This window comes from Micromonospora sp. CA-244673 (assembly GCF_050948395.1).
GTDB lineage: Bacteria > Actinomycetota > Actinomycetes > Mycobacteriales > Micromonosporaceae > Micromonospora.
The window spans coordinates 4317566-4329967 of record NZ_CP192019.1 but is presented as its reverse complement, the minus strand read 5'-3'; the positions used below and the strand labels follow the sequence as shown (position 1 = coordinate 4329967).

Below are 12402 nucleotides of genomic sequence, written 5' to 3'. Positions count from 1 at the left end.
AACGCCCGGAGCGCCACCGAGGGACCCAGCCTCCTAGGACGGCGAAGGGGTGGTGACGCCGCGTACGCGGGGCACGGAGAGGCCCGCGCCGCGGGGGAGCGGGCGCGGGCCGGGGCGGTGCGGGGGTGAGGCCTACTTGGACGGCTCGGGAAGCTTGCAGTCCACCTTGGGGTTCGCGCCGATGTAGTTCAGCGGGCCGGCCACGATGGTGACGAGGATGGTGCCGGCCTCGGCGCAGTTGGTGTCGTCGTTGCCGTAGTAGCCGCGCTGGCCGGCGGCGATCGCGCCGATGACGAGCCAGATGACGACCAGGACGCCGACTATCGAGGTGCCGCGCATGGGTTGCCTCCACTGGGGTTGTGGTGGATTCGAGGTGGAGGTCTTGTACCCCGAGCGGGGGAACGGTCAAACGGCGCCGCCGGTGCCGCGCGGCCGATTCCGACCATCCGGGGTCCGGGTCAGTGCGGCGGCGCGGGGCTCTCCGGCGGCCGTCCCCGGCTGCGCAGGTGGTCGGCGACGGCCACCCCGACCAGCACCAGCATCGCCCCGAGCGCCGCGTAGACCGGGGCGAGGAAAAGAAGCCCGGGGGAGATGGTCAGCAGCGCCAGGACGCCGCCGGGGCGGGACCACGACACCCGGCTGAACACCTCGTACTCGAAGGCGGCGCGACCGGCCAGGAACAGCGCCGGCCCGCCGAGGATGACCGCCAGCCAGGCCGGCGGCGTCTGCCCGGTCGGTTCGAGCAGCACCAGGTCGAAGCCCGCCGCGCTGGTCACCACCCCGGCCACCATGAGCAGGTGAGTGTATGGGGCGGAGTTCAGGAACTTGCTCGGCTGCTTCGCCATGGCGATGGCGTGCGGCAACAGTTCCCCGGACTTGTGCACGTAGATCCGCCAGAGCAGCAGCGTGGTGGCGAACGCGATGGCGAAGGCCCCGATGTTCTCCGCCTCCGAGTGGTGCGTGCTGAAGACGGTGCCGGCGACCAGGATGGCGTCGCCCAGCGCGATGATGAAGAACTGCTGGTAGCGCTCGGAGAGGTGTTCCGCGGTCACGTTGCGCTGGGCGTCCGGCACCATGCCGAGACCGGGGACCGGGTACGCGAGCCGGAAACCGAGGTAGTCGATGCCCAGGGCCAGCGCCCACAGGATCTCGCGGGTGAAGCCGGACATCGTGGCGCCAACGAGCCACGGGATCGCGGAGATCGCGAACCAGACGAAGATGCGGGCCGCCCGGCGCTGGGTCTGCCGGTGGCGCCGGACCGTCGGCATGAGGAACAGCCCGCGTCCGAGATGGATCGCCACGTACGTCCCGGCGAAGACCAGTCCGCGACCGCTGAAGGCCTCCGGGATCGCGGTGGTCATCAGCAGCGCCCCGAACATCACCGCGATGATCAGCAGCTTGATCTGGCCGCGTTGCGGGTCGTACATGTCGGTGACCAGGGTGGTGATCGCCCAGGTCCACCACATGGCCATCAGCATGATCAGCGACTGGAAGGCCCGCTCCCAGTTCAGTTCGTGGATCAGGCCGCGGGAGATGAGGGAGAGCGCGACCACGTACACCAGGTCGAAGAACAGCTCCAGCAGGGTCACCCGGCGCGGTGCCTCGGGATCGCGTACCGGGGGCCGCGGCTCGGCGGGCTGCTCCGGCGTGGCGGTGGGCACGAGCTGCTCCTGCGGTGGCGGGATCGGCGCGGCCGGCCGTCCGGCCCTGCACCGACCGTAGCCACGCCCGCACGGGCCCGTGCCGGGTTTTCCGCATTCGTCCTCGTCCGAGGCGCGCGGCGCCGGCGGCCCCGTGCCGGCCCGACCGTTCCCGGCCCGGCCGGGTCGTCGACGTCCGCCGGACACGGTGCGGGCCGGTGGTGACCTGCGGTCACCACCGGCCCGTGAGTCGGATCAGGCGTCCTCGCCGGTGCCGGCCGGGAGCACCCGCTCGGCGTCGGCGCGGGCGCCGGCCAGCACCTTCGCCTGCTGCGACCAGGTGGCCAGGCCCGGGGCGGCGCGCAGGCCGGCGGCCTTGACGGTCTCCCGCAGCGCCGCCTCGTCCAGCTCGCTGAGCTGCTGGTAGGTGCGGATGCCGGCGGCCTGGAGAGCGGCGGCCAGCTTCGGCCCGATGCCCTGGATGCGCCGGAAGTCGTCGGCGCCGTCCACCTGGGCCGGAGCGGCGTCCTCGACCGCGGCGCGCGGCGCGGGCACCGCCACCGGCGCGGCGGGCTCCGGCTCGTCGGCCACCGGCTCGTCGGCCACCGGCTCGGCCGCCACGGCCACCGGCTCGGCGACGGCCACCGGCTCGGCGGGCGCGGCCACCGGCTCGGCGACGGGTGCCGGCTCGGTCGCGGCGACCGACTCCTCGGCCACGGCCACCGGCTCCGGCGCGGTGCGGGCCGGCTCCTCGTCGGACGCGGCCGGCTCGGCGACCGTCACCGGCTCGGCGGACGGCAGGGGCGTGGCCTCGGCGGCCAGCGTGGCGGCGGCCGGGGCGGCGTCCTCCTCGGCCGGGACCGACGCCTCGGTCACCGCGGCGGGCGCCGGCACCTCGTCGATCACGGCCTCCGGCCGCTCCTGGTCGACCGTGGCGGTCACCTCGGGCGCCGGGGCGGCACCCTCCACCGTGGGCGTGCCGGTGCCGGCCGCGTTCCGGCGGCCGCTCACCACCCATCCGATGACCAGGCCCACCAGCAGGGCCAGGATCAGGACGAGCCACTGCCCGAAGCTCGACGGCATGCCAACCTCCTCCTATTTATGTGAACGACAATCGCGAGAAAACCCGGGGCAGCTTCGCACACGTACGCGCGGGGCGACAGGGAGGTCGGCGGCTGCCGTCGCTGGTGGGACGGGAAGTGCCGGCCGGTGGCCGCGGGATGACCGAGCGTGTGCCACGCGGGGCGCGCGGAAGGGGCGCCCCGGACCCTGGTGCCGTTCGAGGGTCCGGGACGCCCCGGTCTTCGGGCCGGACCGCTCAACCGCCCTTGCGCGGCGCCGGAAGGTCCACCGCGTCCCAGCTGTAGAAGCAGCCGGCCACGGCGTCGCGGGGGGAGCGCCAGGTCGGCAGGTACGGCGAGGTGTGCGCCGACAGCCGCTCGTTGACCTGCTGGTAGAACGGGTTGTTGCGGACCTCGGTGGCCAGGTCCGGGTCGACGTCCACCGTCTCCATGAGGTGCACGCACAGGTCGTGCAGGTAGTACAGCGAGCGGTGCCGGATCCCGGTGAGGCGGGGTAGTTCGGTGGCGTCGGACTCGGCGAAGATCTGGGCCACCCGGCCCTGCGCCCCCGGCACGATCCGGCTGACGACCAACAGTCGACTCATCGGGACCCCTCTCGCCGCTGGTGGTGCGCCGACCCCGGCCCAGGGTGTCGGCCACCGTGGGGGCCACCCTGCCGGGTCCGCTGTCACCTGGCCGTCACGGCCCGGACGGTGACATTGATGGGGGTGGTGACGCCCGCGGCGGTCACCGGGGGTGCGGCGTGGTGGGCGCGGTCGAGCCGCGCGGCGCGGGACCGGTCGGGCGGCCGGGGGCGTTGGTCCGGTCGGCGCGCCGCGGGGGCGCCTCCCGCCGGCTGGCCCGCCGGATCGGGGCCAGCGTCTCGTCGAGCAGCGCGCACATCGCCGGGGACGGCTCCAGGCGCAGCTCGCGCAGCAGCAGGTCGCGGTAGACGTAGAAGGCGTGCACCGCTTCGAACGCGTTGCCCTCGGCGAGGTGGATGCGGACCACCAGGCGGTGCGGGGTCTCCCGCAGCGGCTCGGCGGCCATCGCCTCCAGGGCCGCCTCCAGGGCCTCGCCGTGCCGCCCGGCGGCGAGGTGGTTGCCGGCGAGCTCCTCCAGCATGTGCAGCCGGAGCTGCCGCAGCCGTTCCCGTTCCAGCAGCACCCAGTCGTCGTACCAGCCGGGGAGGAGATCGTGCCGGCCGTCGCCGGCGGCGCCGCGGGGGACCTCGCCGTCGCGTACGCGGTCGGCCGTCGTCACCAGCTCGTCGACGTCGAGGTGGACGGTGGGGTCGAGGCGGACGGTGTCGCCGTCGGTGCGCAGCGGGCAGCAGGGGTCCTGCCGGAGCCGCCACAGCGCGGTGCGCAGGGAGGAGAGCGCGCGGTCCTCGGAGGTCTCCGGCCAGAGCAGTCCGGCGAGGTGGCTGCGGGTCGCGGCCGGGCGGAGCCCGATGAGGGCGATGACCCGTTGCAGGCCGCGGGGCACCACCACCGGGACGTCGTCGTGGAGCAGCCGGAACCCGCCGAGCAGGTGCAGCGACACCCGTGGCGCGGGGTCTCCCGCCGTCGGCATTCTCGATCCACCGGACACGGGCGCACCCCCCAGCACCGGAACCCTCGTCCCGACCGTCCTCATTGCCCGGCTCGGCTGCTCGACGCCGGTGTCGGAACGGCTCCGCCGTGGCGGAGAAAGCCCGTTGTGGCCGGGCTGACCGGTACGCAGGATATCAACACTTGTTACTCTGAGTCAACGGCGCGTCGGTTTGCTGACCGTCCGTAATGGTCAGACGAACGGCCTGTGAACTGCGAAAAAGTGTCGCCATCTATCGGGGAACTTGATCTTCCCATAGCTACCGCACAGTTTGCGTCAACGCAGCGTCACCGATCTCGCGGGCCGATGGTGGCCGGTTGACGCCGCGTTGACGGTGCCGGCGGCACCGTGGCGCCAGTCGTGCGGCGAGTCCCGTCGCCACGCACCGCGACGCCCAGGGGAGGCTGCGCATGGACCGTTCGCTCATCGTCGCGAAGGTGGTGCCGACCGCCGAGGATCGGGTCGCCGAGATCTTCGCCGCGTCCGACGCGACCGAGCTGCCCGGCCTGGTCGGCGTCCGCCACCGCTCCCTCTACCGACTGCACGACCTGTACGTCCATCTCCTGGAGACGGACGCGCCGGCGCAGGGGGCCGTGGAGGAGGCGCGCGGCCATCCCGAGTTCGTCCGGGTCAGCGAGCGGCTGCGCCCGTACATCTCGCCGTACCTGCCGACCTGGCAGTCGCCGCGCGACGCCATGGCCCACTGCTTCTACCGCTACGACGCTCCCGGGCGGCGGCCGTGACCACCACCGCGCCCCGTGACGAACAGCTCTGGTCCCGCTGCGACGGCTGCGCCTCGCTGCTCTACCGCAAGCGGCTGCGGCGCAACCTCGACGTCTGCCCGGAGTGCGGCTCGCACGCCCGGCTCGACGCCCCCGACCGGGTGGCGCAGCTGGTCGACCCGGACTCGTTCACCCCGCTGCCGGACCGGGCGGTGCTGGTCGACCCGATCGAGTTCGTGGACGCGCTGCCCTACCCGCACCGGCTCGGCGCGGCCCGCGCCGGCTCCGGCCTGGACGAGGCCGTGCTCTGCGGGACCGCCCGGGTGGGCGGCCACCCGGTCGCGCTGGCGGTGATGGACTTCCGCTTCCTCGGCGGCAGCCTCGGCTGCGCGGTCGGCGAGCTGATCACCCGCACCGCCGAGCGGGCGCTGGCCGACGCCACGCCGCTGGTGCTGGTCACGGCCTCCGGCGGGGCGCGGATGCAGGAGGGCGCGCTGTCGCTCATGCAGATGGCCACGGTCAGCCAGGCCGTCGCCGGGCTGCGCGAGGCGGGGCTGCTCACCGTCAGCGTCGTCACCGACCCCACCTACGGCGGCGTGGCCGCCTCCTTCGCCACCAACACCGACGTGGTGCTCGCCGAGAGCGGCGCCCGGCTGGGCTTCGCCGGCCCCCGGGTGATCCGGCAGGTCACCGGGGCCACGCTGCCGGAAGGCTTCCAGACCGCCGAGTTCCTGCTCCGGCACGGCCAGGTCGACCTGGTGGTGCCCCGGCACGCGCTGCGCGGCCGGTTGACGGCGCTGCTGGCCGCCGCCGAGGCCGGCCGCCGGGTGCCCGTACCCCGGCAGGAGCCGGCGCCGCGACCGGCCGCCACGGCCGGCGCGCCCGGGCCGGCCCGGGACGCCTGGGAGACGGTACGCACGGCCCGGCACCCCGGTCGGCCCACCACCCTGGACTACCTGGAGACCGCCTTCGACGGCTTCGTGGAACTGCACGGCGACCGGCTCGGCGCGGACTGCCCGGCGATCGTCGGCGGGGTGGCCCGGCTGGACGGGCGGGCGGTGATGGTGATCGGCCACCAGAAGGGACACACCACCGCGGAACTGGTGGCCCGCAACTTCGGCATGGCCAGCCCGGCCGGGCACCGCAAGGCGCTGCGGCTGATGCGCCTCGCGGCCCGGCTCCGCCTGCCGGTGGTGACCCTGGTGGACACCCCGGGCGCCGACCCGGGGGTGGACGCCGAGCAGCAGGGCCAGGCCGCCGCGATCGCGGAGAACATCCTCGCGCTGAGCGTCCTGCCCACGCCGGTCGTCGCGGTGGTCACCGGCGAGGGCGGCAGCGGCGGCGCGCTCGCCCTCGCGGTCGCCGACCGGGTGCTGATGCTGGAGCACGCCGTCTACTCGGTGATCAGCCCGGAGGGCTGCGCCGCGATCCTCTGGCCGGACAGCTCGGCCGCGCCGCAGGCCGCCCGGGCGCTCCGGCTCACCGCCACCGACCTGTGCCGGCTCGGGGTGGTCGACGAGGTGGTTCCCGAGCCGCGGCCCGCCGCCCACGGCGACCCGGCCGGCGCGGCCGAGCGGCTGGGCCGGGCCGTGGCGGCGAACCTCGCCCCGCTGCTCGCCGTGCCGCCGGCGACCCTTGTCCGCCGCCGCCGGCAGCGGTTCCGCCGCTTCGGCGCGGCCCGCTCGGCGGGCGTGAACCCGCCGGTCGAGGCCGCCGGGACCCGGATCCGAACGGAGGTGGCCCAATGAGTGGGGACGGCGGGGCAGAGGAGGTGCTGGACGGGCTGAGCCGACACGCCCGCAAGCTGGTCGCCGAACTGGCCGGCCCGGTGCGCCGGGTGCGGCTGCGCAGCGGCGAGACCGTGCTGGAGGTGGAGTGGCACCACCCGGTCCCGCCGGCGCCCGCGCCGCGTGCCGAGGCCGACCCGGTCACCGCGCCGCGGGTCGAGGCGGCGCCCGCGACGGACCGGCCGGCGGTGCGGGCGCCAGTGGTGGGCACCTTCTACCGGGCGCCCGAACCCGGCGCCGCCCCGTTCGTGGCGGTCGGCGACGTGGTCCGGCCCGGTCAGGTGGTCGGCATCGTCGAGGCCATGAAGCTCATGAACGAGGTGACCGCCGGCCAGGCCGGACGGGTGGTCGAGATGCTGGTCGAGGACGGCAAGCCCGTCGAGTACGACCAGCCGCTGATCGCCCTGGAACCGCTCACCGGACGGGACACGTGATGTTCGACAAGGTGCTGATCGCCAACCGGGGCGAGATCGCGCTGCGGGTGCTGCGGGCCTGCCGGGAACTGGGCGTCCGGACGGTCGTGGTGCACTCCAGCGCCGACGCGGACTCGCTGCCGGTGCGGCTGGCCGACGAGACCGTTCAGATCGGACCGGCGTCCAGCCGCCAGAGCTACCTGAACGCCGCCGCGATCGTCGAGGCGGCCCGGCAGACCGGCGCGCAGGCCGTGCACCCCGGCTACGGCTTCCTCTCCGAGGACGCCGACTTCGCCGAGATCTGCGCGGAGAACGGCCTCACCTTCGTGGGCCCGCCGCCGCAGGTGATGGCCGCCCTCGGGGACAAATCCACGGCGCGGGCGCTCATGAGCCGGGCCGGCCTGCCGTTGCCGCCGGGCAGCGTGCGGACCCTGCCGACCGCCGCCGACGCGCTCGACGTGGCCGCCGAGGTCGGCTACCCGGTGATCGTCAAGGCGGCCGCCGGCGGGGGCGGGCGCGGGATGACCGTGGTCCGCTCAGCCGCCGAGCTGCCCCGCGCGTACGCCCGCACCCGCGCGGCCGCCCAGGTCGCCTTCGGCGACGACCGGGTGTACGTCGAGCGGTACCTGGCCGACGCCCGGCACGTCGAGGTGCAGGTGCTCTGCGACAACCACGGCAACGGGATCCACCTGGGCACCCGGGACTGCTCGGTGCAGCGCCGGCACCAGAAGCTGATCGAGGAGGCGCCGGCCCCCGCGCTGCGCCCGGCCACATTGGACACCCTCGCGGAGACCGCGCTGCGCGGCGCCCTCTCGGTGGGGTTCACCGGCGCCGGCACGGTCGAGTTCCTGGTGGACGAGGCGGAGCGCTGCCACTTCCTGGAGATCAACTGCCGGATCCAGGTGGAGCATCCGGTGACCGAGCTGGTCACCGGCATCGACCTGGTCCACGAGCAGCTGCACGTGGCCGCCGGCACGCCGCTGCGCCTGCGGCAGGAGGACGTTCAGCTGCGCGGGGTGGCCGTCGAGTGCCGGGTCAACGTCGAGGACCCGGACCGGGACTTCGCCCCCGCGCCCGGCCGGCTGGACCGCTTCCGGCCGCCCGGCGGCCCGTTCACCCGGGTGGACACCCACGGCCACGTCGGCTACCTGGTCAGCCCGCACTACGACTCGCTGCTGGCCAAGGTGGCGGTCTGGGCGCCGGACCGGGACGGCGCGCTGGACCGGCTCGACCGGGCGCTCGGCGAGTTCGAGGTGGCCGGCCCCGGGGTGCGCACCACCATCCCGTTCGCCCGGCGGGTCCTGCGCGACGCCGCCTTCCGCGCCGGCCGGCACACCACCGCCCTGGTCGAGCGCCTGCTCCACCCGCCCGCCGCCGACGCCGTACCGGTCGCCGCCCCGCCGCCCAACGGCGCGGCCGCCGACCGGGCCGCGCCGGCCGTGCCAGACATCCGCGCCGACGCCGACCCGGCCGGCCGTACCCCCGTCACCGCCGTGCCCGCCGCCGGCCCCAACGCCTGGAGGAACCGATGACCGTCGCTCCCGACCGACCGCTCGCCAACGAGATCACCGACATCCTGGTGACCCACTGCGGCCTGGACGCCGACGCGGCCGCCCGCACCCCGGCCGCCAGCCTGGAGGAGCTGGGCATGGACTCGCTGGCGCTGCTCGAACTCTCCGCGGTCGTGGCCGACCGGTGGCGGGTGAAGATCCCGGAGCAGGCCGGGCAGCTCAGCATCGCGGGTGTCGCCGACCTGGTGGCCCGCAAGGCGGACCCCCCGGGGCACACCGAGAACGCCGTCGACATCGCCGCCCCGCTGCCGCTGGTCTGGGAGATCACCAACGACGTGGCCCGGTGGACCGAGCTGTTCACCGAGTACGCGGTGGCCGAGATCCTGCACTCCGACGGCGACACCGTCCGGTTCCGCCTCACCATGCACCCGGACGAGAACGGCACGTCGTGGAGCTGGGTCAGCGAACGCACCGCCGACCCGGCCACCCGCGAGGTGCGCGCTCGGCGGGTGGAGACCGGCCCGTTCGATTACATGCACATCTACTGGCGCTACGACGAGATCGACGGCGGCACCCGGATGAGCTGGGTGCAGGACTTCGCCATGAAGCCCACCGCGCCGGTCGACAACGCCGGCATGACCGAGCGGATCAACACCAACAGCAAGGTCCAGCTCGCCGTCATCAAGGAGCGGATCGAGCGGGCACACGCGGGAGGCGCGCGATGACCGACACCACCACGGCCCGGGTCTCCGTCCACGACGTCACCGCCGACCGGCGGCGCGGCGGCGAGCTGCGGGTGCTGCTCGGCCCGAAGACCGTCGGCAGCACCTCCGGTTTCCTGGGGGTGGCGACCCTCGCCCCGGGGGAGCGGATCGCCGAGCACTACCACCCCTACAGCGAGGAGTTCCTCTACGTGGCCCGCGGCGTCATCACCGTCGACCTGGACGACCGGCCGGTGCCCCTCGCGGCCGGCGAGGCGCTCTTCGTGGCCAGGGAGGTGCGGCACCGGCTGCGCAACACCGGCGACGAGCCGGCCGAGGTGGTGTTCCACCTCGGGCCGCTCGCCCCGCGCCCGGAGCTCGGCCACGTCGACACCGAGGGCGCACCACCACCCCGGGAACCGTCGTGACCGGCCGGCGCACCGTGGTGACCGGCGTCGGCGTCGTCGCCCCCGGTGGCGCCACCCGGGACCGGTTCTGGAAGACCATCACCGAGGGGCGCACCGCCACCCGGCGGATCAGCTTCTTCGACCCGTCGCCGTTCCGGTCGCAGATCGCCGCCGAGTGCGACTTCGACCCGGACGCAGCGGGCATCACCCTGGCCGAGCGGCAGCGCGCCGACCGGTACGTGCAGTTCGCCCTCGCCTGCTCCGCCGAGGCGCTCGCCGACAGCGGGCTGACGCTCTCCGACGCCGACCGGGAACGGGCCGGCGTGGTGCTGGGCACCGCGGTCGGCGGCACCATGGCGCTGGAGAAGGAGTACGTGCGGGTCAGCGACTCCGGCCGGCACTGGCTGGTCGACCACACCCTCGGCGGGCCGTACCTGTATCAGGCGCTGATCCCGAGCAGCCTGGCCGCCGACGTGGCCGTCCGGCACGGCCTGCACGGCCCGGCGCAGGTGGTGTCCACCGGCTGCACGTCCGGCATCGACGCCATCGGGTACGCCCACCAGCTCGTGGCCGACGGCGAGGCGGACATCGTGCTGGCCGGGGCCGCCGACTCGCCGATCTCCCCGGTCACCGTCGCCTCGTTCGACGCCATCGGCGCCACCAGCCCGGACAACGACGACCCGGAGCACGCCTCCCGGCCGTTCGACGCCGACCGGCACGGCTTCGTCCTGGCCGAGGGCGCGGCCGTGCTGGTGCTGGAGGAGGCCGAGCACGCCCGCCGCCGGGGCGCGCACGTCTACTGCGAGGTGGCCGGCTACGCCAGCCGCAGCAACGGGTTCCACATGACCGGGCTGCGCCCCGACGGGGCGGAGATGGCCGTGGCGATCTCCGACGCGCTGCGCCAGGCGCGGCTCGCCCCGTCGGCCGTGTCGTACGTCAGCGCGCACGGCTCCGGCACCCGCCAGAACGACCGGCACGAGACCGCCGCGTTCAAGCGGGCGCTGGGCCCGACGGCGTACCGGGTGCCGATCAGCTCGATCAAGTCGATGGTCGGGCACTCGCTCGGCGCCATCGGCTCCATCGAGATGGCCGCGTGCGCGCTGGCCATCGAGTACGGCGTGGTCCCGCCCACCGCCAACTGGGCGACCCGGGACCCGGAGTGCGACCTGGACTACGTGCCCAACGAGGCCCGGGAGGTGCCGGTGGACGTGGCGCTGTCGGTGGGCAGCGGCTTCGGCGGTTTCCAGTCCGCGATGATCTTCCGCCGGATGGCGGTGCACCCATGACCGCCCGGGCCGTGGTGACCGGGATCGGGGTGGTCGCGCCGACCGGGGTGGGCGCCGACGCGCACTGGGCCACGGTGCTGGCCGGCACCCGGCGCACCGGGCCGATCACACTGTTCGACCCGGCCGGCTATCCGACCCGGATCGCCGGGGAGGTGCCCGACTTCGACCCGGCCGGCTTCAGCGACACCCGGCAGCGGGTGCAGACCGACCGCTGGACGCACCTGGGCTTCGCCGCCACCCGGCTGGCGCTGGCCGACGCCGGCCTGCCCGAGGAGGCGCCCGACCCGTACCAGTGGGCGGTCACCCTGGCCAGTTCCTCGGGCGGCAACCTGTTCGGGCAGCGGGAGCTGCAACGGCTCTGGGGCGGGCCGAGCCGGACCGTCGGGGCGTACCAGTCGATCGCCTGGTTCTACGCGGCCAGCGTCGGGCAGCTCTCCATCCGGCACCAGCTCAAGGGGCCCTGCGGGGTGACCGTCTCCGAGTCGGCCGGCGGGCTGGACAGCCTCGCCCACGCGGTGCGGACCATCCGCCGCGGCACCCCGCTGGTGGTGGCCGGGGCGACCGAGTGCCCGCTCAGCCCGTACGCGCTGGCCTGCCAGCTCCGCTCCGGGCTGCTCAGCGACGTGGCCGACCCGGAGCGGGCGTACCGGCCGTTCGACGCGGGCGCCGCCGGCTACGTGCCCGCCGAGGGCGGCGCCGTCTTCGTCGTGGAGGAGCTGGGTCACGCCCTGGCGCGGGGCGCCCGGATCTACGGGGAGATCACCGGCTGGGCGGCCACCCACGACGCGGCACCGACCGACGCCGAGGCCGGCCCCGACCCCACCCACTACGCCCGGGCGCTGCGGCTGGCCCTGGACCGGGCGGCGGTGCGCCCGCACGACGTGGACGTCATCTGGCCGGACGCGTTGGGCGTGCCGGCGTACGACCGGGCCGAGGCGGAGGCCCTGCGCTCGGTCTTCGGCGCGACGACCCCGCCGGTGACCACGCAGAAGCCGCTGACCGGCCGGGCGCATCAGGGTGGTTCGGCGCTGGACGCGGCCACCGCGCTGCTCGCCTTCCACCACGGCCTGCTGCCCGCCTCGGCCGGGCCGGAGGAGCCGGCGCCGGGCTGCGAGCTGACCTTCCTGCGCCGGCCGCGCCCGCCGCGCAGCCGCATCGCCCTGGTCGGGGCGCGCGGCTTCGACGGCTTCAACAGCGCGGTGGTCCTCCGCGGCGCCGCACCCCCGCCGGCGGGCGAGATGTGACGGGGCGACCGGCCCGGGCACGCCTTCGGGTGCGCCG

Annotated in this window: 13 protein-coding genes; 8 read left to right on the top strand and 5 right to left on the bottom strand. The window is 75.1% G+C overall.

Translation table 11 applies throughout. The annotated features are described in order from the left end of the window. Nucleotides 1-132: 132 nt before the first annotated feature. From ACQP12_RS20180 to ACQP12_RS20160, 5 genes are all read right to left on the bottom strand, one after another. Nucleotides 133-339, bottom strand: a complete 207-nt coding sequence (locus tag ACQP12_RS20180) for a hypothetical protein (RefSeq protein WP_091305815.1) — start codon at nt 337-339, stop codon at nt 133-135. 119 nt (nt 340-458) lie between these two features. Continuing rightward, a complete protein-coding gene (locus ACQP12_RS20175) occupies nt 459-1661 on the bottom strand; it encodes a low temperature requirement protein A (RefSeq protein WP_357943165.1) in 1203 nt (400 codons plus the stop codon). A 234-nt stretch (nt 1662-1895) separates the two neighbouring features. Next, nucleotides 1896-2723, bottom strand: coding sequence for a helix-hairpin-helix domain-containing protein (locus ACQP12_RS20170; RefSeq protein WP_433281003.1), 828 nt, complete (start codon nt 2721-2723; stop codon nt 1896-1898). Nucleotides 2724-2958: 235 nt separating this feature from the next. Beyond that, nucleotides 2959-3306, bottom strand: coding sequence for a TcmI family type II polyketide cyclase (locus tag ACQP12_RS20165; RefSeq protein WP_357943161.1), 348 nt, complete (start codon nt 3304-3306; stop codon nt 2959-2961). 142 nt (nt 3307-3448) lie between these two features. Continuing rightward, the gene (locus ACQP12_RS20160) at nt 3449-4276 is read right to left on the bottom strand and encodes an AfsR/SARP family transcriptional regulator (RefSeq protein ID WP_433281001.1); all 828 of its coding nucleotides are present in this window, start codon (nt 4274-4276) and stop codon (nt 3449-3451) included. A gap of 428 nt (nt 4277-4704) precedes the next feature. Between ACQP12_RS20160 and ACQP12_RS20155 the strand changes: the two genes are divergently transcribed. The 8 genes from ACQP12_RS20155 to ACQP12_RS20120 are packed head-to-tail and all read left to right on the top strand — an operon-like array spanning nt 4705 to nt 12365. Then, nucleotides 4705-5037 (top strand): TcmI family type II polyketide cyclase, encoded by a 333-nt coding sequence (locus ACQP12_RS20155; protein ID WP_357943157.1) that lies wholly within the window; start codon nt 4705-4707, stop codon nt 5035-5037. After that, nucleotides 5034-6764 (top strand): acetyl-CoA carboxylase carboxyltransferase subunit alpha, encoded by a 1731-nt coding sequence (locus ACQP12_RS20150; protein WP_433280999.1) that lies wholly within the window; start codon nt 5034-5036, stop codon nt 6762-6764. The genes ACQP12_RS20155 and ACQP12_RS20150 overlap by 4 nt, the downstream gene beginning before the upstream one ends. Beyond that, nucleotides 6761-7237, top strand: coding sequence for an acetyl-CoA carboxylase biotin carboxyl carrier protein (gene accB, locus ACQP12_RS20145; protein ID WP_433280997.1), 477 nt, complete (start codon nt 6761-6763; stop codon nt 7235-7237). The genes ACQP12_RS20150 and accB overlap by 4 nt, the downstream gene beginning before the upstream one ends. Further along, entirely contained in the window at nt 7237-8748 is a 1512-nt protein-coding gene (locus ACQP12_RS20140) for an acetyl-CoA carboxylase biotin carboxylase subunit (protein ID WP_433280995.1), read from the top strand. Before accB ends, ACQP12_RS20140 begins: the two co-directional genes overlap by 1 nt. Beyond that, nucleotides 8745-9452: an SRPBCC family protein gene (locus tag ACQP12_RS20135; protein WP_433280993.1), complete on the top strand. Its 708-nt coding sequence runs from the start codon at nt 8745-8747 to the stop codon at nt 9450-9452. The genes ACQP12_RS20140 and ACQP12_RS20135 overlap by 4 nt, the downstream gene beginning before the upstream one ends. Then, nucleotides 9449-9856, top strand: a complete 408-nt coding sequence (locus tag ACQP12_RS20130) for a cupin domain-containing protein (protein WP_433280991.1) — start codon at nt 9449-9451, stop codon at nt 9854-9856. Before ACQP12_RS20135 ends, ACQP12_RS20130 begins: the two co-directional genes overlap by 4 nt. Beyond that, nucleotides 9853-11121 carry a beta-ketoacyl-[acyl-carrier-protein] synthase family protein gene (locus ACQP12_RS20125; protein ID WP_433280989.1) on the top strand — a complete coding sequence of 423 codons (1269 nt, stop codon included), beginning with the start codon at nt 9853-9855 and terminating at the stop codon, nt 11119-11121. Before ACQP12_RS20130 ends, ACQP12_RS20125 begins: the two co-directional genes overlap by 4 nt. After that, a complete protein-coding gene (locus ACQP12_RS20120; RefSeq protein ID WP_433280987.1) occupies nt 11118-12365 on the top strand; it encodes a beta-ketoacyl synthase N-terminal-like domain-containing protein in 1248 nt (415 codons plus the stop codon). Before ACQP12_RS20125 ends, ACQP12_RS20120 begins: the two co-directional genes overlap by 4 nt. The last annotated feature ends 37 nt before the right edge of the window (nt 12366-12402 follow it).

What these genes read in the sequence shown, in the direction of transcription:
- ACQP12_RS20155 (WP_357943157.1), top strand. Translation starts at nt 4,705, where the DNA reads ATGGACCGTTCGCTCATCGTCGCGAAGGTGGTGCCGACCGCCGAGGAT.
- ACQP12_RS20170 (WP_433281003.1), bottom strand. Translation starts at nt 2,723, where the DNA reads ATGCCGTCGAGCTTCGGGCAGTGGCTCGTCCTGATCCTGGCCCTGCTG.
- ACQP12_RS20120 (WP_433280987.1), top strand. Translation starts at nt 11,118, where the DNA reads ATGACCGCCCGGGCCGTGGTGACCGGGATCGGGGTGGTCGCGCCGACC.
- ACQP12_RS20140 (WP_433280995.1), top strand. Translation starts at nt 7,237, where the DNA reads ATGTTCGACAAGGTGCTGATCGCCAACCGGGGCGAGATCGCGCTGCGG.
- ACQP12_RS20180 (WP_091305815.1), bottom strand. Translation starts at nt 339, where the DNA reads ATGCGCGGCACCTCGATAGTCGGCGTCCTGGTCGTCATCTGGCTCGTC.
- ACQP12_RS20135 (WP_433280993.1), top strand. Translation starts at nt 8,745, where the DNA reads ATGACCGTCGCTCCCGACCGACCGCTCGCCAACGAGATCACCGACATC.
- ACQP12_RS20165 (WP_357943161.1), bottom strand. Translation starts at nt 3,306, where the DNA reads ATGAGTCGACTGTTGGTCGTCAGCCGGATCGTGCCGGGGGCGCAGGGC.
- ACQP12_RS20160 (WP_433281001.1), bottom strand. Translation starts at nt 4,276, where the DNA reads ATGCCGACGGCGGGAGACCCCGCGCCACGGGTGTCGCTGCACCTGCTC.
- ACQP12_RS20130 (WP_433280991.1), top strand. Translation starts at nt 9,449, where the DNA reads ATGACCGACACCACCACGGCCCGGGTCTCCGTCCACGACGTCACCGCC.
- accB (WP_433280997.1), top strand. Translation starts at nt 6,761, where the DNA reads ATGAGTGGGGACGGCGGGGCAGAGGAGGTGCTGGACGGGCTGAGCCGA.